The organism is Klebsiella sp. WOUb02, assembly GCF_050058015.1.
In the GTDB taxonomy this organism is placed as follows: domain Bacteria; phylum Pseudomonadota; class Gammaproteobacteria; order Enterobacterales; family Enterobacteriaceae; genus Klebsiella.
The window spans coordinates 3,756,796-3,776,039 of the sequence record NZ_CP170110.1 but is presented as its reverse complement, the minus strand read 5'-3'; the positions used below and the strand labels follow the sequence as shown (position 1 = coordinate 3,776,039).

At 56.0% G+C, this 19,244-nt stretch carries 11 protein-coding genes and 6 pseudogenes; 5 read left to right on the top strand and 12 right to left on the bottom strand.

The genetic code is table 11. The features are described 5' to 3' along the window. The first annotated feature begins 68 nt into the window (after positions 1 to 68). The 4 genes and pseudogenes from ABOC21_RS25310 to ABOC21_RS25295 all read left to right on the top strand — a co-directional run bounded on the left by ABOC21_RS25310 (position 69) and on the right by ABOC21_RS25295 (position 3,682). Positions 69 to 1,254: pseudogene (locus tag ABOC21_RS25310) on the top strand (MFS transporter). Next, positions 1,223 to 2,183, top strand: a pseudogene (yidZ, locus tag ABOC21_RS25305) (HTH-type transcriptional regulator YidZ). The pseudogenes ABOC21_RS25310 and yidZ overlap by 32 nt, the downstream one beginning before the upstream one ends. A gap of 310 nt (positions 2,184 to 2,493) precedes the next feature. After that, complete coding sequence (locus tag ABOC21_RS25300; protein WP_426815574.1) at positions 2,494 to 3,078, top strand: 4'-phosphopantetheinyl transferase family protein; 585 nt, start codon at positions 2,494 to 2,496, stop codon at positions 3,076 to 3,078. A gap of 37 nt (positions 3,079 to 3,115) precedes the next feature. Then, positions 3,116 to 3,682, top strand: coding sequence for an NADPH-dependent FMN reductase (locus ABOC21_RS25295; RefSeq protein WP_426813692.1), 567 nt, complete (start codon positions 3,116 to 3,118; stop codon positions 3,680 to 3,682). A 44-nt stretch (positions 3,683 to 3,726) separates the two neighbouring features. Here ABOC21_RS25295 and adeP read toward each other — a convergent pair whose 3' ends face one another. Next, the gene (gene adeP / locus ABOC21_RS25290) at positions 3,727 to 5,064 is read right to left on the bottom strand and encodes an adenine permease AdeP (RefSeq protein WP_426813691.1); all 1,338 of its coding nucleotides are present in this window, start codon (positions 5,062 to 5,064) and stop codon (positions 3,727 to 3,729) included. 169 nt (positions 5,065 to 5,233) lie between these two features. On the opposite strand from adeP, the gene yieH reads away from it, so the two are divergent. Then, positions 5,234 to 5,899, top strand: coding sequence for a 6-phosphogluconate phosphatase (gene yieH / locus ABOC21_RS25285; RefSeq protein WP_426813690.1), 666 nt, complete (start codon positions 5,234 to 5,236; stop codon positions 5,897 to 5,899). Between the two features lie 86 nt (positions 5,900 to 5,985). Here yieH and phoU read toward each other — a convergent pair whose 3' ends face one another. The 11 genes and pseudogenes from phoU to atpA form a co-directional block, all read right to left on the bottom strand. Then, positions 5,986 to 6,711, bottom strand: coding sequence for a phosphate signaling complex protein PhoU (gene phoU, locus ABOC21_RS25280; protein ID WP_426813689.1), 726 nt, complete (start codon positions 6,709 to 6,711; stop codon positions 5,986 to 5,988). A 141-nt stretch (positions 6,712 to 6,852) separates the two neighbouring features. After that, positions 6,853 to 7,627 (bottom strand): annotated as a pseudogene (gene pstB, locus ABOC21_RS25275) (phosphate ABC transporter ATP-binding protein PstB). A 45-nt stretch (positions 7,628 to 7,672) separates the two neighbouring features. Next, entirely contained in the window at positions 7,673 to 8,563 is an 891-nt protein-coding gene (gene pstA / locus ABOC21_RS25270; protein WP_426813688.1) for a phosphate ABC transporter permease PstA, read from the bottom strand. Next, positions 8,563 to 9,522, bottom strand: a complete 960-nt coding sequence (pstC, locus tag ABOC21_RS25265) for a phosphate ABC transporter permease PstC (RefSeq protein WP_426813687.1) — start codon at positions 9,520 to 9,522, stop codon at positions 8,563 to 8,565. The genes pstA and pstC overlap by 1 nt, the downstream gene beginning before the upstream one ends. Positions 9,523 to 9,648: 126 nt before the next feature. Further along, positions 9,649 to 10,689, bottom strand: coding sequence for a phosphate ABC transporter substrate-binding protein PstS (gene pstS, locus ABOC21_RS25260; RefSeq protein WP_426813686.1), 1,041 nt, complete (start codon positions 10,687 to 10,689; stop codon positions 9,649 to 9,651). Positions 10,690 to 11,028: 339 nt separating this feature from the next. Then, a pseudogene (gene glmS, locus ABOC21_RS25255) lies at positions 11,029 to 12,859 on the bottom strand (glutamine--fructose-6-phosphate transaminase (isomerizing)). A gap of 203 nt (positions 12,860 to 13,062) precedes the next feature. Continuing rightward, positions 13,063 to 14,434 (bottom strand): annotated as a pseudogene (glmU, locus tag ABOC21_RS25250) (bifunctional UDP-N-acetylglucosamine diphosphorylase/glucosamine-1-phosphate N-acetyltransferase GlmU). Between the two features lie 493 nt (positions 14,435 to 14,927). Further along, positions 14,928 to 15,347, bottom strand: a complete 420-nt coding sequence (locus ABOC21_RS25245) for a F0F1 ATP synthase subunit epsilon (protein WP_426813685.1) — start codon at positions 15,345 to 15,347, stop codon at positions 14,928 to 14,930. A gap of 20 nt (positions 15,348 to 15,367) precedes the next feature. Further along, a pseudogene (atpD, locus tag ABOC21_RS25240) lies at positions 15,368 to 16,751 on the bottom strand (F0F1 ATP synthase subunit beta). A gap of 26 nt (positions 16,752 to 16,777) precedes the next feature. After that, entirely contained in the window at positions 16,778 to 17,641 is an 864-nt protein-coding gene (gene atpG, locus ABOC21_RS25235) for a F0F1 ATP synthase subunit gamma (protein WP_426813684.1), read from the bottom strand. 50 nt (positions 17,642 to 17,691) lie between these two features. Then, complete coding sequence (gene atpA, locus ABOC21_RS25230) at positions 17,692 to 19,233, bottom strand: F0F1 ATP synthase subunit alpha (protein WP_041143356.1); 1,542 nt, start codon at positions 19,231 to 19,233, stop codon at positions 17,692 to 17,694. Positions 19,234 to 19,244 lie beyond the last annotated feature (11 nt).

Genomic DNA, 19,244 nt, shown 5'->3' with positions numbered 1-19,244 from the left:
CAAATGGCAACTCGTACTGTCTGGCATTCCCCATTACTCTGTACGGCACTATTATCGCGAGGGGTCCTATGGCACGCTTTTTAATCTGTGGTTTTGCGCTGGTTTTGCTCTATCCATCCGGCATTGATATGTACCTGGTCGGTCTACCGAGAATTGCGCAGGATCTGGGGGCCAGCGAGGCGCAGCTGCATATCGCGTTCTCGGTCTACCTGGCGGGTATGGCCACCGCGATGCTGTTTGCCGGGCGCATTGCCGACAGGTCCGGACGCAAGCCGGTCGCCATATTTGGCGCCTTTACCTTTATTCTCGCCTCCCTTCTTTGCTCGCTGGCGCATACCAGCCCCCTTTTCCTGATCGGCCGCTTTATTCAGGGCATCGGCGCCGGCAGACTGCTACGTGGTGGCTTTTGCGGTGCTGCGCGACACCCTCGATGACCGGCGGCGCGCCAGGGTGCTATCGCTCCTCAACGGGATTACCTGCATTATCCCGGTGCTGGCGCCGGTGCTGGGACATCTGATTATGCTTAAGTACCCGTGGCAAAGCCTGTTTTACACCATGACCGGCATGGGCGTGATGGTCGGTCTGCTTTCGATCTTCGTGCTGCGGGAGACGCGGCCGACCGCGCTGCCAGGCGAGTCGGCTCAGCAACCTGCCGGCGTCGAGTCGCTGCTGAACCGCTTTTTCCTCAGCCGGGTGGTCATTACCACCCTCAGCGTCACCGCCATCCTGACCTACGTCAACGTCTCGCCGGTGCTGATGATGGAGGAGATGGGCTTCGACCGCGGCAAATATTCAATGGCGATGGCCCTGATGGCGCTGATCAGCATGGCCGTCTCGTTCTCCACGCCCTTTGCGCTCACCCTGTTTAAGCCGCGCACCCTGATGCTAACCTCGCAGGCGATGTTCTTTATCGCCGGGACGCTGCTCTGCCTCGCCACCAGCCAAACGGTGACGATGCTGGGGCTGGCGCTGATCTGCGCGGGCTTCTCCGTCGGCTTCGGCGTGGCAATGAGCCAGGCGCTGGGGCCGTTTACCCTGCGCGCCGGCGTCGCCAGCTCCGCGCTGGGTATCGCTCAGGTCTGCGGCTCTTCGCTATGGATTTGGCTGGCCGCTATCGTTGGCTTAAGCGCAATGAATATGCTGATCGGGATCCTCATTGGCTGTAGCATAGTCAGCATTGTGCTGATTGTGGCCGCTGCCCCCGCACGGGCCGCGCAAACTTATGAAGAAACCCCTGTCGAGTCTCGATCTTAATTTATTACTCTGCCTGCAGCTCTTAACCCAGGAGCTCAGCGTCACCCGCACGGCGAAACGAATGAACGTTTCGCCGTCGGCGGTGAGCAAGTCGCTGGCCAAGCTCCGCGCCTGGTTCGACGATCCGCTATTCGTTAAAACGCCTCTCGGCCTGACGCCAACTCCGCTGATGACCAGCATGGAGCAGGATCTGGCGGACTGGATGCAGATGGGTAACCAGATCCTCGATAAGCCGCATCACGCCACGCCCAGCGGCCTGAAGTTCGAACTGGCGGCGGAAATGCCGCTCATGATGATCCTGTTTGATACCCTTGCCCGGCAGATCTACCAGCGCTATCCCCAGGCGCTGATCCGCCTGCGCGGCTGGGACTATGATTCTCTGGATGCCATTATTCGCGGCGAGGTCGATATTGGATTTTGCGGGCGGGAAACGCACCCGCGCTCGCGCGAGCAGCTGAGCCAGCTGCCGTGGTATATCGATTTCGAGGTGCTGTTTACCGATCTGCCGCAGGTGTGGCTGCGCGCGGATCATCCGGCCCTCGGCGAAGAGTGGAATCTGGAGACCTTTTTACGCTACCCGCATATCAATATCAGACTGGGAGCAAATTGATACCTGGGCGCTGGATGAGGTTCTGCACGATTTGGGCCACAAGCGCAGCGTCGCTCTGACCCTGCCGGGCTTTGAGCAATCTCTGTTTATGGCCGCCCAGCCGGATCACCACATGCTGGCGACGGCACCGCGCTACTGCCACCACTATAACCGCCAGCACCAGCTGCCGCTGGTGTCCCGCCCCCTTCCTCTGGAGCCCCAGCTGCTGGAAAAAGTCAGGGTGCCTTTCGTCCTGCTGTGGCATAAGCGCAACAGCTACAACCCCAAAATCGTCTGGCTCAGGGATGCCCTGAAACGACTCTATACGGACCCGCTGTAGCACTGTTATCCGTATCACCCTCTCTTTGTTAGGCAAGAATTTGTAAAATTCACATAATCCCCTTTTCAAGGGATGATTTCCGCATTAAAACCTATTAATTCCAGGCGATAATGTAGTTCTCAATTTTTATCTCTGACCATTAATCACGGAGCGACGAATGGCAACGCATTTTGCAAGAGGGATACTGAGCGCAAGGGAGCCGCTATCGACACGCCTGTCGGCGGCCTGTCATCAAACCGCCCAACGTTTGCCGGAGTACCGGCAGACCCGCTACCGCGCCTCGCGGTCGCTGCTCGCAGAGCTGCTGTTTATGCTGTACGGCATTCGCGAGCTCCCCGAAATCATCCGAGAAGCCGACGGCAGGCCCGTCTTTCGCGACAGCCACCTTCCCCGCTTTTCCATTGCGTATGCCGGAAATATCGTTGGCGTCACGCTAACAACGGAAGGCGACTGCGGTCTGGACATGGAGCTGCAGCACGCTTCGCGCGGCGTGCATCCGCTGCACGACGCCAATCGGTATGTTTTCAACAGCAACGAAAATCTATGGATTAACAACCAGCACGATCCCGATGAAGCTCGCGCCCAGCTGGTGGCGCTGCGCCGCAGCGTCCTCAAGCTCACCGGAGAAGCGCCCGTACGCCTGCAGCTGCTTCCTGGCTCAGGTCGGCTGCGAACCGCCAACCTCCAACCCATAGAGGCGCTCTGCGACGCCGAAACGGTGCTGGTCTGGTCCATTGCCGCCACTCCGGGTATCGGCCAGCTTAAAGTCTGGGAATACGCGAGCAGCGACGGCTGGCATACCCTGCCGAACGCCCAGGCGCGCGCGAAAGAGCCCTCGGCCCGCCTGATGCGCTTTACCAGCCTGCCGGTGGAAAAAGCATTCTCCCTCAACTGACCGGTTCGCCCGGCCATCATGATGCAAAGGAACAATCATGTCTGATACGTTGAAAGTTGTTACGTTACTCGGAAGTCTGCGCAAAGAGTCGTTCAATGGTATGGTCGCACGCACTCTGCCGGGCATCGCCCCTGCGGGGATGGCGATCTCCGCGCTGCCGTCGATTGGCGACATTCCGCTATACGATGCGGATCTCCAGCAGGAAGAGGGATTCCCGCAAAGTGTGCAGGAGATTGCGCGGCAGATTCGCGAAGCGGATGGCGTGGTCATCGTGACCCCGGAATATAACTATTCGGTTCCCGGCGGCCTGAAAAATGCGATTGACTGGCTATCTCGCCTGCCTGAACAGCCGCTCGCGGGGAAACCGGTACTGATCCAAACCAGCTCGATGGGCGCCATCGGCGGCGCGCGCTGCCAGTATCACCTGCGGCAGATTCTGGTATTCCTCGACGCGATGGTGATGAACAAGCCTGAGTTTATGGGCGGGATTATTCAGAACAAGGTGGACCCGCAGTCGGGAGAAGTGGTCGATCAGAGCACGCTCGATCATCTCAGCGGCCAGCTGAGCGCCTTTGGCGATTATATTCAGCGCGTTAAAGCCTAAGCGACAGCCCTCTCCCTGTTGGGAGAGGGCTTCGTGCGGGCAAATCAGTGGGCGTCGATAAACACAATTTTCAGCACGAACAGCAGTGATACGATAATCACGCACGGGCTGAGGTCGCGCAGGCGACCGGTGCCAATCTTCATCACGCAGTAGGAGATAAAGCCGAGGGCGATACCTTCGGTGATGGAGAAGCTAAACGGCATCATCACCGCGGTAATGAACGCCGGCACCGCTTCCGTCAGATCGTCCCACTTCACGCGCGCCAGGCTGGAAGTCATCAGCACGCCGACGTAGATTAGCGCCCCGGCCGCCGCGTAGGCTGGCACCATTCCCGCCAGCGGCGACAGGAAAATCACCAGCAGGAACAGAATGCCGACCACCACCGCCGTCAGGCCGGTACGTCCGCCGACGGAGACGCCGGAGGAGGACTCGATATAGGCCGTGACCGACGAAGTACCGATAAAGGAACCCGCAACGGATGAGATACTGTCCACGAACAGCGCCTGCTTCATGCGCGGGAATTTACCCTTTTCATCGGCAAGACCGGCTTTATCCGTCACCCCAATCAGGGTACCGGAGGAGTCAAACAGGTTGACCAGCATAAAGGAGAAGATAACGCCGGCCAGACCAAGATTAAACGAACCGGCTAAATCGACATGACCCACAACCGTCATCACGCTCGGCGGCGCAGAAACAATACCGGTGTAGTGAACATCACCCAGTATCCAGCCCAGCAGCGTTGTCACCACGATAGAAACCAGTACCGCCGCGTGGATGTTACGCGATGCCAGAATGGCGATGATAAAGAAGCCGAGGACTCCCAGCAGCACGCTGTGGGAGGTCAGGTTACCGATGCTGACCAGCGTATCCTTGTTGGCAACAATCACCCCCGCATTTTTCAGCCCCATCATGCCGATGAACAGGCCAATCCCGCTGGTGATCCCCACGCGCAGGCTCACCGGAATATTGGCAATCATCCAGTAGCGGACGCGGAAAATCGTCAGCAGCAGCAGGCCGACGGCGCCCCAGAAAATCGCCCCCATTCCCACCTGCCACGGCAGGCCCATTGCCTGAACTACCACAAAGGCAAAGAAGGCGTTGAGGCCCATTGCCGGCGCCAGGGCGACGGGCAGGTTAGCAAACAGCCCCATCATAATGCTGCCGAATGCCGCGATCAGACAGGTCGTCACAAATACGGCGCTGGTATCCATACCCGCTACGCCGAGAATTTGTGGGTTCACGAAAACAATGTAGACCATCGTCAGGAAGGTGGTGAAACCTGCGATCGCTTCGGTGCGTGCCGTTGTACCATGTTCGCGCAGCTTGAACACGCGCTCCAGCAGACCCTGGCCAGAAGACTGGCTGGTTTGTTGTTGACTCATTATCGGTTTCCGAACAAAGGAGGGAAAATTCGACGCTATCCTATACCAAAATGCGACACCGGGTGCAGTTGTGTGTTAATTTTTTTTCATTGCTTTTGCTTATACGGCAACGATTGCGTCGCGCAAATCTGCATTACGAAAACGTTAAACTTGTTAAAATGGAAACGGCATGTCCCCAATAGAAGCCCTGTTTTTCGACTGTGACGGCACGCTGGTCGACAGCGAAGTGATCTGCTCCCGCGCCTATGTGCACATGTTCAAAGAGTTTGGCATTACGCTGGATTTAGAAGAGATCTTTAAGCGCTTCAAAGGCGTAAAGCTCTACGAGATCATCGATACCATCAATGAGGAGTATGGCGTTAGCCTGCAAAAGGCGACGCTTGAGCCGGTCTATCGCGACGAGGTGGCGCGCCTGTTTGATTCAGAGCTGGAGGCTATTGCCGGCGCTGAAGCGCTGCTGGATGCGGTGACCGTTCCCCAATGCGTGGTCTCGAACGGCCCGGTCAGCAAAATGCAGCACTCGCTCGGCAGAACCGGCATGCTGCACCATTTCCCCGACAGGCTGTACAGCGGCTACGATATTCAACGCTGGAAGCCCGATCCGGCGCTAATGTTCCACGCGGCGAAAGCGATGAACGTTAACGTCGAGAACTGCATTCTGGTTGATGACTCCAGCGCCGGCGCCCGGTCGGGGATTGATGCCGGAATGGAGGTGTTCTACTTCTGCGCCGATCCGCATAACCCGCCGATCGTGCATCCGAAAGTGACGATGTTTACCGATTTAGCGCAGCTCCCGGCGCTGTGGAAAGCGCGGGGCTGGGAAATTACCCGCTAAGCTCCGGCATCGCTGCGCTCGGCCGGGCCAGGGTTGGGCAAGAAACTGCCACCCCGGCCAGCGTCGCGCGGCCGGGGAATGGCCGCTTACTCTTGCGGATCTTTACCCGCCAGCAGCTTGTCCAGCTCGTCGCCGCCAACGTGGCGGAAGTCCTGGCCTTTGACGAAATAGAAAATATATTCGCAGATGTTCTGGCAGCGGTCGCCGATGCGCTCAATAGAGCGGGCGCAGAACAGGGCGGTCAGCACGCTCGGAATCGTACGTGAATCTTCCATCATATAGGTCATCAGCTGGCGCACGATGCCTTCATACTCCTGATCCACTTTCTTATCTTCACGATAGATACGTACGGCTTCGTCCAGATCCATGCGCGCAAAGGCGTCCAGCACATCATGCAGCATCTGCACGGTGTGGCGGCCAAGAGACTCCAGGCTCACCAGCAGCGGCTGATGCTGCTGGGAAAACTTCTCCAGCGCCGTGCGGCAAATTTTATCCGCGACATCGCCGATGCGTTCCAGCTCGGCGATGGTTTTGATAATCGCCATCACTAAGCGCAGGTCGCTGGCGGTAGGCTGACGTTTGGCGATGATGCGCACGCAGGCTTCATCAATGGCCACTTCCATCATATTGACCTGCTTATCACCATCGATAACTCGCTTTGCCAGCTCGCTGTCCTGGTTGTGCATCGCGGTGATCGCATCAGAAAGCTGCTGCTCCACCAGCCCACCCATCGTCATTACCTGGGTGCGGATATACTCCAGTTCAGCGTTGAACTGGCCGGAAATATGTTTATTAAGGTTTAGGTTATCCATCGTTCCTCCAGATGCCCAAGAGATTTCTGGCCATAGCGAGGCGGCAACAGCGCAAATCCCCGGGCGCGTAGATATACGGCTACGTAACCGGGGTGAGCAAAGGCAGCCAGCGCGGGTACAGCCTGAAAGCTGAGGAGCATATCAACCGTAGCGGCCGGTAATGTAATCTTCAGTTTGCTTCTTAGCGGGCTTCGTAAACAGATCGTCCGTGTTGCTGAATTCAATCAGCTCGCCAAGATACATAAATGCCGTATGGTCAGAACAACGCGCAGCCTGCTGCATGTTGTGAGTAACGATAACGACGGTGTAATCCTGCTTCAGCCTCGGTGATCAGCTCTTCAATGCGCCCGGTGGAAATCGGGTCCAGCGCGGAGCAGGGTTCATCAAGCAACAGCACTTCCGGGCGGATCGCGATACCGCGCGCAATGCACAAACGCTGCTGCTGGCCGCCGGAGAGAGAGTAGCCGCTCTGATGCAGCTTATCTTTGGTTTCGTTCCACAACGCGGCCTTGGTCAGCGCCCACTGCACGCGCTCGTCCATATCGGTGCGCGACAGTTTTTCAAACAGGCGAACGCCAAAGGCGATGTTGTCATAAATCGACATCGGGAACGGCGTCGGCTTCTGGAAGACCATCCCGACCTTGGCGCGCAGCAGGGCGATATCCTGGGTATTGGTGAGAATATTATCGCCATCCAGCAAAATTTCGCCTTCCGCACGCTGCTCCGGATACAGCTCAAACATTTTGTTAAACGTACGCAGCAGGGTCGACTTACCGCAGCCTGACGGGCCAATAAACGCCGTCACCTGGTTTTTGGAAATATCCAGGTTGATGTTTTTCAGGGCATGGAATTTTCCGTAGTAGAAGTTCAGGTTACGAACTGAAAGTTTACCCGGGGTAGCATTCACCATACTCATCAATCTCTTCCTCATTCAGCGCCGCGTTTCGCCGCGCCGCAAAAATTAACCGTGTTTATTCTTCGCGAAAACCACGCGCGCCAGAACGTTCAGCAGCAGTACGCACAGGGTGATAATCAGTACCCCGGCCCACGCCAGTTGCTGCCACTCCGCGAACGGACTCATGGCAAATTTGAAAATCGTGACCGGCAGGTTGGCGATCGGCTGCATCATATCGGTACTCCAGAACTGGTTGGAGAGCGCGGTAAACAGCAGCGGTGCCGTTTCCCCGGCGATACGCGCGATAGCCAGCAGGATCCCCGTCATAATGCCGGAAACCGAGGCTTTCAGGGTAATTGCGGAAATCATGCGCCATTTCGGCGTCCCCAGGGCGTAGGCCGCTTCACGCAGGCTGTCCGGCACCAGCTTCAGCATATTCTCGGTGGTACGAATCACGATAGGCACCTGCAGCAGCGCCAGGGCAATAACCCCCGCCCAGCCGGAAAAGTGCTGCATCTGTGCGACCACGATGGTGTAGACGAACAGGCCCACCACGATAGAAGGCGCGGAAAGCAGGATATCGTTAATAAAACGAATCACTTCCGCCAGCGCGGATTTACGTCCATATTCCGCCAGATAAATCCCCGCTAAAATGCCCAGCGGCGTACCGAAGATCGTTGACCACAGGATCAGCAGGCCGCTGCCCGCGAGGGCGTTAGCCAGGCCGCCGCCAGCGGTGTTCGGCGGCGGGGTCATTTCGGTAAACAGCGCCAGGCTCATACCGTCAATACCGCGGGTCACGGTGGCCATCAGGATCCAGATAAGCCAGAACAGACCGAATATCATCGTCCCCATTGAGAGGCCCAGCGCGATGCGGTTTTTCAGGCGCCGCTTAGCCTGCATTTTACGGCGGGATTCCGCCAGCTCGGCGGTGGTTTGTAGCTCAATCGTCGCCATTAGCGTGCTCCCTCATTCTTCGCCAGACGCATCACCATGAACTTAGATGCGGCCAGAACAATAAAGGTAATAACGAACAGAATCAGCCCCAGCTCCATCAGCGCCGCGACGTGCAGGCCAGACTCGGCTTCGGCAAACTCATTCGCCAGCGCAGAGGTGATACTGTTGCCCGGCATATAGAGCGAAGCGCTATCCAGCTGGTAGGTATTACCGATAATAAAGGTCACCGCCATGGTTTCCCCCAGCGCACGCCCCAGACCGAGCATCACGCCGCCTATCACCCCGTTGCGGGTAAATGGCAGCACAATGCGCCAGATAACCTCCCAGGTGGTACAGCCGATGCCGTAGGCCGACTCTTTCATCATCACCGGCGTCTGCTCAAAGACATCGCGCATAACCGCGGCGATATAAGGGATGATCATAATGGCCAGGATAACGCCGGCCGCCAGAATACCGATACCAAACGCCGGTCCCGCAAACAGGGCGCCAACGAAAGGAATAGTCGACATGATGTTGCCAACCGGCTCCTGGAAGTAGGTCGCGAACAGCGGAGCAAAGATAAACAGGCCCCACATGCCGTACACGATACTCGGAATAGCCGCCAGCAGCTCAATCGCAATACCGAGAGGGCGCTTAAGCCAGGCAGGAGAAAGCTCGGTCAGGAATAGCGCAATACCGAAGCTCACGGGAACGGCAATCAGCAGCGCAATAAATGAGGTAACCAGCGTACCGTAGATCGGAACCAGCGCCCCGAAGATTTCGTTGGGTGCATCCCACTCTTTAGTCCACAAAAAGGCAAAGCCAAACTTTTGCATGCTTGGCCACGAAGAGATAATCAGGGAAACGATGATGCCGCCCAGCATCAATAGCACAATCAGCGCCGCCAGTTTGACCAGCACGCCGAAAATTATGTCACCCTTTTTCCCCGGAGGGTTGAATGCCGGCTTGGTTGCAGCCATAGGTTACTCTTTAAGTTCGGGTCCGAAAGGTCTCTATATTACTGACCTGTAAGACAAAGGTAATGCTATACCCAAAATAATTCGCGCCGCAAGCAACGTGGCCCGCAGCGCGAAGTATAGCGAGTATTAGTACAGCGCTTTACCGCTGCTGTCTTTCACGTTGGTTTTCCATGCAGCGCGAACCTGCTCAACCACGCTTTCCGGCAGCGTTGCGTAATCCAGGGCGTTAGCTTCTTTACCGCCGTTTTTATACGCCCAGTCGAAGAACTTCAGCACTTCAGCCGTCTGCTCAGGCTTGCTGGAAGCTTTGTGCACCAGGATGAAAGTGGTTGAGGTGATCGGCCATGCATTATCACCTTTCTGGTTAGTCAGGTCCTGGGCAAAGGACTTGCTCCAGTCGATGCCCTTCGCGGCGTTAGCGAAGTTATCTTCCGTTGGGTTAACCGGCTTGCCGTCGGCAGACAGCAGTCTGGTGTAGGCCAGATTGTTCTGTTTAGCATAGGCGTATTCAACGTAGCCAATGGAACCAGGCAGACGCTGAACGAAAGCGGCGATACCGTCGTTACCTTTACCGCCCAGGCCGGTCGGCCAGTTAACGGTAGAGCCGGCGCCGATTTTAGATTTCCACTCTTCGTTCACTTTCGACAGGTAGCTGGTGAAGACGAAGGAAGTACCGGAACCATCGGCACGACGCACGACGGCGATATTCTGTGCCGGCAGCTTCTTGCCCGGGTTGAGTTTAGCAATCGCTTCGTCATCCCACTTCTTAATTTTGCCCAGGTAGATGTCACCCAGCGTTTTACCATCCAGCACCAGCTCGCCGGACTTCAGGCCTGGCAGGTTAACGGCCAGCACCACGCCGCCGATAACGGTTGGGAACTGGAACAGACCTTCCTGAGCCAGCTTGTCATCAGCCAGAGGAGCATCAGAAGCACCGAAATCAACGGTGTTGGCAATAATCTGTTTTACACCACCGGAAGAGCCGATGCCCTGGTAGTTCACTTTATTGCCGGTCTCTTTCTGATAAGTATCAGCCCATTTGGCATACACCGGCGCAGGGAAAGTTGCGCCTGCGCCCGTCAGACTTGCTGCTGCAAATGCAGAAAAAGCGCTCATAGATAAGGTCGCGGCGACAACTGTTGCGACGGTGGTACGCATAACGTTCATAATGTCTCCTGCTGGATTCGTAAATCGTTGTTTCGAGGCTATGGTGAGCAAAATAGGACAAAGAGGTGACAGTAAAATGTACGAATTATTACAGTTTTATGACAGGCAAAAAGATGCGCAACAGAATAAAATAAAAACACTATAAATCATGGTGTTAATTATTTAAGTGACGGGAATTTTACGGGAATATTTTATTTTTTTGACAGCCAATACCGTCGTCAAAGATGACAGTTTGTCATAAACCAGCGCCGACAAACTGTTTACCGCCGCGATAAAAAAACGATCTGCGGATAACAAAAAGGGCCACCGAATGGCAGCCCTTACAGGATGCGTTGTGCTTTACTCTACGGTAACCGATTTTGCGAGGTTACGCGGCTGGTCAACGTCGGTGCCTTTAATCAGCGCGACGTGATAGGCCAGCAGCTGCAGCGGGACGGTGTAGAAGATTGGCGCGATCGCCTCTTCAACGTGCGGCATCTGGATGATGTGCATATTGTCGCTGCTGCTAAAACCCGCATCGCCATCGGCAAAGACGTACAGCTGACCGCCGCGGGCGCGAACTTCTTCGATGTTGGATTTTAGCTTCTCCAGCAGTTCGTTGTTCGGCGCGACCACAATGACCGGCATCTCAGCGTCAATCAGGGCCAGAGGACCGTGCTTCAGCTCACCGGCGGCGTAGGCTTCCGCGTGGATATACGAGATCTCTTTCAGCTTCAGCGCCCCTTCAAGAGCAATAGGGAACTGATCGCCACGGCCGAGAAACAGCGCGTGGTGCTTATCAGAGAAGCTTTCCGCCAGCGCTTCAATGCGCTTGTCCTGCGACAGCATCTGCTCGATTCGGCTTGGTAACGCCTGCAGGCCATGCACGATATCGTGTTCAATCGCCGCATCCTGGCCCTTCAGGCGCGCCAGTTTCGCCACCAGCATCAGCAGCACGGTCAGCTGGGTGGTGAAGGCTTTGGTGGAAGCCACGCCGATTTCGGTGCCCGCTTTGGTCATCAGCGACAGATCGGACTCGCGAACCAGCGATGAGCCAGGCACGTTGCAAATAGCCAGAGATCCAAGATATCCCAGCTCTTTCGACAGGCGCAGAGCGGCCAGCGTATCCGCCGTCTCGCCGGACTGGGAGAGGGTGATCATCAGGCTGTTGCGGCGCACTGCCGATTTGCGATAGCGGAATTCGGAGGCGATTTCGACATCGCACGGCACCCCGGCCAGCGCTTCAAACCAGTAGCGAGAAACCATCCCGGAGTTATACGACGTGCCGCAGGCGACAATCTGAATATGCTCAACCTGAGAGAGCATCTCGTTGGCGTTGGCGCCCAGTTCGCTCAGATCGACCTCTCCGTGGCTAATCCGCCCGGTGAGGGTGTTCTTGATAGCGTTCGGCTGCTCGTAGATCTCTTTTTGCATGTAGTGGCGGTAGATGCCCTTATCGCCCGCGTCGTACTGCAGGTTGGATTCAATATCCGGGCGTTTAACCGCCGCGCCGGACTTATCAAATACCACCACCGAGCGGCGGGTGACTTCCGCAATATCGCCCTCTTCGAGGAAGATAAAACGGCGGGTCACCGGCAGCAGCGCCAACTGATCGGAGGCGATGAAGTTCTCCCCCATCCCCAGACCAATAACCAGCGGGCTGCCTGAACGAGCGGCCAGCAGGGTGCCCGGATCGCGGGTATCCATGATCACGGTACCGTAGGCGCCGCGCAGACTGGGGGATGGCGCGCAGAACGGCTTCACGCAGGGTGCCGCCCTGCTCCAGCTCCCAGTGCACCAGATGAGCAATCACTTCCGTATCGGTCTCTGATACAAAAATATAGCCCTGCGACTGCAGCAGCTCGCGCAGCGGTTCATGGTTTTCGATGATGCCGTTGTGGACCACCACAATATGTTCAGAAACATGCGGATGCGCATTGCTCTCGGACGGTTCGCCGTGGGTCGCCCAGCGGGTATGGGCAATCCCCGTACCGCCGTGCAACGGCTGCTCTTCTACCGCCTGAGCCAGCATCTGTACTTTACCGAGCCGACGAACGCGGGACATGTGTCCTTCGTTATCAACCACTGCCAGACCGGCAGAGTCATAGCCCCGGTATTCCAGACGACGTAAACCTTCGAGAAGGATTTCAGCAATATCACGCTGCGCGACTGCGCCAACAATTCCACACATAGTTAAATTTCCTGATAATGGCGTTATGCCATGCGTTGTCGCTGACCTGTGTTTACCCAACGCATTTACGTTGGATAATGCCCTTTCCGGGCGCCCCGAGCCTTGTAGAGAGTGGGGTTATTTTTATGGTTACTGCTATGGGGGGAGGATTATTTTATCCTCTCACCCCGGCCCTCATCCCGAAAGGACGAGGGATAAATGACCTACTTTTTCTTCACCGGACGCTGCCAGCCCTGCTTATGGACCTGCGGCACGCGGCTTAATACTAATTCATGATCGGCAATATCGCGGGTCACCGTGGTGCCGGCGGCGATCGTCACGCCGTTACCGACGGTTACCGGCGCCACCAGCTGGCTATCCGACCCGACAAACACGTCGTTGCCAATAATGGTTTTAAATTTATTGGCGCCGTCATAGTTACAGGTGATGGTACCTGCGCCGATATTAACGTTATCGCCGATTTCCGCATCGCCGAGGTAGGTGAGATGCCCCGCCTTCGAGCCTTTGCCCAGGCGCGCTTTCTTCATTTCGACAAAATTGCCGACGTGCGCGCCTTGCAGCAGCTCCGCCCCCGGCCGCAGACGCGCGAAAGGCCCGATGGTGCAGGCCGCCTGCAGATGGGCATCTTCCACCACCGAGTAGGGGCTGATTTCGCAATCATCGCCAATGGTGCTGTTTTTAATCACGCAGCCGGCGCCGATTTTCACCCGATCGCCCAGCACCACGTTGCCCTCAAGGATAACGTTAGTATCAATCTCAACGTCGCGCCCGTGCGTCAGGGTGCCGCGGAGATCAAAACGTGCCGGATCGCGCAGCATAACGCCCGCCAGCAGCAGTTTTTCCGCCTGTTCAGACTGATAGACGCGCTCAAGGCGGGAGAGGCTGCAGGCGGTTGTTGACGCCTTCCACTTCGCTTAAGCGCTGAGGGTGGACGGCAACGATTTCCCGGCCTTCCTGATAGGCCATGGCGATGATATCGGTAATGTAGTATTCGCCCTGGACGTTGTTATTCGTCAGCTTAGCCAGCCAGCGTTTTAAATCGGCGCCGCCGGCGATCAGGATCCCGGTGTTGATTTCCTGAATTTGACGCTGCGCTTCGCTGGCATCCTTATGCTCAACGATGCCGCTAACCCGGCCGTTATCACGGGTGATGCGCCCATAGCCGCTCGGATCGTCCAGCTTCACCGTCAGCAGGCCAATTCCGCCCTGCGGTTTAGCGGCGCGCAGGCGCTGCAGGGTATCGACGGAGATCAGCGGGACGTCGCCGTACAGCATCATGATATCTTCGTCATCGGCGAAGAAAGGCGCCGCCTGCTGCATCGCATGGCCGGTCCCCAGCTGTTCCGCCTGCAGAACCCAGTTAAGATTGTCTTCATGCAGCGTCTGACGCAGCCGATCGCCGCCGTGCCCGTACACAAGGTGCACAGAAGAAGCACCTAAATCTTTAGTAGCATCAATGACATGTTGCACCATTGGCTTTCCAGCCAGGGCGTGCAGCACCTTGGGAAGATCGGAATACATGCGGGTCCCTTTGCCTGCGGCAAGGATAACCACGCTCATCGCACTGTTTGACATACGCATCCTGACAGCTGTTAGAACGAAAAGTAAAAGCCTTTCACGTTGAAAATACTACATATTTTTCATCATAAAACGAGACGAGGATAAAACGCTCAGGCTCAACGCTATACGCCATTTTATGGCGCTATTTTTCACCACTGCAAATGTGTTTATCTCCGAAAAAGGGTCACAAAGGCGATAAACGCCTGCTATCTCACTGCTTTTCCTGTTTTTTTGACACCTGAATAAAGCACAAGTTATACATAAAACATAGCTTCAGACCGCACTTAGCGCGTGCAGGCCAATGGTTACCCTCGCGCTCGAAAATGAAGAAAATACCTTAGGCATTAGCCTGTTCCAGCAAATTATCGCATTGCCGCGGCATGCTGACGAGCCTCGCAGGGGAAGGTGACCGGGACTTGTACGCCAGGACCGATGACAGGCTTTAAGATGAAGGCATAAAAAAAGCCAGCCTGGAAACCAGACTGGCTTTTTAACTTTCAAGCCGGTGTTACATCGCTTTTTTGGTCAATTCGATAACGCGCAGTTTGGCGATCGCTTTGGCCAGTTCCGCAGACGCCTGAGCGTAATCTACGTCGCCGTGAGAGCTGCTAATATGCTCTTCCGCTTTACGCTTCGATTCCAGGGCTCGCGCTTCGTCGAGATCCTGGCCACGAATTGCCGTATCAGCCAGAACGGTCACGCTACCAGGCTGCACTTCAAGAATGCCGCCGGACAGATAGATAAACTCTTCATGACCGTGCTGTTTAACGATGCGAATCATACCAGGCTTAATGGCGGTGAGCAGCGGGGCGTGACCCGGGAAAATACCCAGTTCACCTTCACTACCCGTTACCTGGATTTTCTCGACCAGACCAGAGAACATTTGCTTCTCTGCGCTGACGACGTCCAGGTGGTAAGTCATTGCCATATCACCCTCCGATTAAGGCGTTAAAGTTTTTTGGCTTTTTCCACGGCTTCGTCGATGGAACCAACCATGTAGAACGCCTGCTCCGGCAGGTGATCGTATTCGCCTTCCATGATGCCTTTAAAGCCACGGATGGTGTCTTTCAGGGAGACGTATTTGCCCGGAGAACCGGTAAATACTTCCGCCACGAAGAACGGCTGGGACAGGAAGCGCTGGATCTTACGCGCGCGAGCTACCACCAGTTTATCTTCTTCAGACAGCTCATCCATACCGAGGATGGCGATGATGTCTTTCAGTTCCTGATAACGTTGCAGCAGAGACTGTACGCCACGCGCGGTGTCGTAGTGTTCCTGACCAACAACCAGCGGATCCAGCTCGACGGCTGGTGGAGTCCAGCGGGTCAACGGCCGGGTAGATACCCAGAGACGCGATCTGACGGCTCAGTACCACGGTTGCATCTAAGTGAGCAAAGGTGGTTGCTGGGGATGGGTCAGTCAGGTCATCCGCAGGTACGTATACCGCCTGTACGGAAGTGATAGAACCGGTTTTGGTGGAGGTGATACGTTCCTGCAGAACGCCCATCTCTTCCGCCAGAGTCGGCTGATAACCTACCGCTGAAGGCATACGACCCAGCAGTGCGGATACTTCCGTACCGGCCAGGGTATAACGATAGATGTTATCGACGAACAGCAGTACGTCACGACCTTCGTCACGGAATTTCTCAGCCATGGTCAGGCCGGTCAGCGCAACGCGCAGACGGTTTCCCGGCGGCTCGTTCATCTGGCCGTAAACCAGGGATACTTTATCCAGAACGTTGGAGTCGGTCATCTCGTGGTAGAAGTCGTTACCCTCACGAGTACGTTCACCTACGCCCGCAAACACGGAGTAACCGGAGTGCTCGATCGCGATGTTACGGATCAGCTCCATCATGTTTACGGTTTTACCCACGCCCGCACCGCCGAACAGACCGACTTTACCGCCCTTAGCGAACGGACACATCAGGTCGATTACTTTGATGCCGGTTTCCAGCAGTTCCTGAGAGCTGGAGAGCTCTTCGTAGGAAGGCGCCGCGCGGTGGATAGCCCAACGGTCTTCTTCACCGATGTCGCCTTTCATATCGATCGGCTGACCCAGCACGTTCATGATACGACCCAGCGTTGCTTTACCAACCGGGACTTCGATCGGGTGCTCGAGGTCTTTAACTTCCAGACCACGACGCAGACCGTCGGAAGAACCCATGGCGATAGCACGTACGATACCACCGCCGAGCTGCTGCTGAACTTCCAGCACCAGACTCTCGTTACCATTTTGTACCTCAAGAGCATCGTACACGCGCGGTACGGCATCCTGAGGGAATTCGACGTCAACCACGGCGCCGATTACCTGGACAATTTTTCCAGTAGCCATCTTGAATCCTCTACGAATTAACCTGGTTATACCGCGGATGCACCACCGACGATTTCGGTGAGTTCCTGAGTAATGCTGGCCTGACGAGCTTTGTTGTATACCAACTGCAACTCTTTAATCAGGCTGCCGCCATTATCGGTAGCGGCTTTCATCGCCACCATACGTGCGGCCTGCTCGCTGGCCAGGTTTTCTACCACGCCCTGATAAACCTGAGACTCAACGTAGCGACGCAGGAGGGTATCCAGCAGCGCTTTTGGATCTGGCTCATACAGATAATCCCAGGATTTACGCTTCAGATCAGCATCTTCTGACGCCGGTAGCGGCAGCAGCTGAGTAATGGTCGGAGCCTGAGACATGGTATTAATAAATTTGTTGCTGACAACGTACAGCTTGTCCAGACGGCCTTCATCATAGGCCTGCAACATCACTTTTACCGGACCGATCAGTTCGGACAGGGACGGGTTATCACCCATGCCGGTCACCTGAGCGACAATATTGCCGCCTACGGAATTAAAGAAAGAAACGCCTTTAGAGCCGATCATTGCGATATCGCACTGAACGCCTTTATCGGACCAGACTTTCATATCCGCCAGCAGTTTTTTGAACAGGTTAATGTTCAAGCCACCGCACAGACCACGGTCGGTCGACACCACCAGGTAGCCTACGCGCTTAACGTCGCGTTCTTCCAGGTAAGGGTGCTTATATTCCAGATTACCGTTTGCAAGGTGACCAATCACTTTGCGCATGGTCTCTGCATAAGGACGGCTGGCCGCCATGCGATCCTGCGATTTACGCATTTTGGAAGCGGCGACCATTTCCATCGCTTTAGTGATCTTCTGCGTGTTCTGGACGCTTGCGATCTTACTACGTATCTCTTTTGCGCCGGCCATGAACTTCTCCTCAATGCCGTGCGGCTTGCCCTAAGACAAGCCGCCAGACTTTACCAGGACTGGGTTGCTTTGAAGGAGTCGAGGATGCCTTTCAGCTTGCCTTCGATCTCGTCGTTATAGCCACCGGTCTGGTTAATCTCTTGCATCAGCGGAGCGTGGTCACGGTCAACGTAAGCCAGCAGAGCGGCTTCGAAGCTACCGATTTTCGCCAGTTCCACATCTTCGAGGTAACCGCGTTCAGCAGCAAACAGGACCAGGCCCTGCTGTGCTACAGACATCGGCGCATACTGTTTCTGTTTCAGCAGCTCGGTTACTTTCTGACCATGGCTCAGCTGTTTACGGGTTGCTTCATCCAGATCGGATGCGAACTGAGAGAACGCAGCCAGTTCACGATACTGCGCCAGCGCGGTACGAATACCACCGGACAGTTTCTTGATGATCTTGGTCTGAGCAGCACCACCCACGCGGGATACGGAGATACCCGGGTTGACCGCCGGACGAATACCGGAGTTAAACAGGTTGGTTTCCAGGAAGATCTGACCATCGGTAATCGAAATTACGTTAGTCGGAACGAACGCGGAAACGTCGCCAGCCTGGGTTTCGATAATCGGCAGCGCGGTCAGGGAGCCGGTTTTACCTTTCACTTCACCTTTGGTGAAGTTCTCAACGTATTCCGCGTTAACGCGGGATGCGCGCTCCAGCAGACGGGAGTGGAGGTAGAACACGTCGCCCGGGAATGCTTCACGTCCTGGCGGACGGCGGAGCAGCAGGGACACCTGACGGTAAGCAACGGCCTGTTTAGACAGGTCATCGTATACGATCAGCGCATCTTCGCCGCGGTCGCGGAAGTATTCGCCCATTGCGCAACCGGCATACGGAGCCAGATACTGCAGCGCTGCGGATTCAGAAGCGGTCGCCACAACAACGATGGTGTTGGACAGCGCGCCGTGCTCTTCCAGCTTACGTACCACGTTAGAGATTGTGGACGCTTTCTGGCCGATAGCCACGTAGACGCACTTAATACCGGAATCACGCTGGTTGATGATCGCATCGATTGCCATCGCGGTTTTACCGGTCTGACGGTCACCGATGATCAGCTCACGCTGGCCACGGCCGATTGGGATCATGGCATCGACGGATTTATAACCGGTCTGTACCGGCTGGTCGACGGACTGACGTTCGATTACGCCCGGTGCGATAACTTCGATTGGCGAGAAGCCATCGTGTTCAACCGGACCTTTACCGTCGATTGGCGCCCCCAGGGTGTTCACCACGCGGCCCAGCAGGCCACGACCAACGGGAACTTCCAGGATACGGCCGGTACATTTAACCTTCATGCCTTCGGCCAGGTCAGCGTACGGACCCATTACCACCGCACCTACGGAGTCGCGCTCCAGGTTCAGTGCGATAGCGAAGCGGTTACCCGGCAGGGAGATCATCTCGCCCTGCATACAATCGGCCAGGCCGTGGATGCGGATAACGCCGTCACTGACGGAAACGATAGTACCTTCGTTGTGAGCCTCGCTCACAACATTGAACTGAGCAATGCGCTGCTTGATCAGTTCGCTGATTTCGGTGGAATTCAGTTGCATGCTCCAGTCCC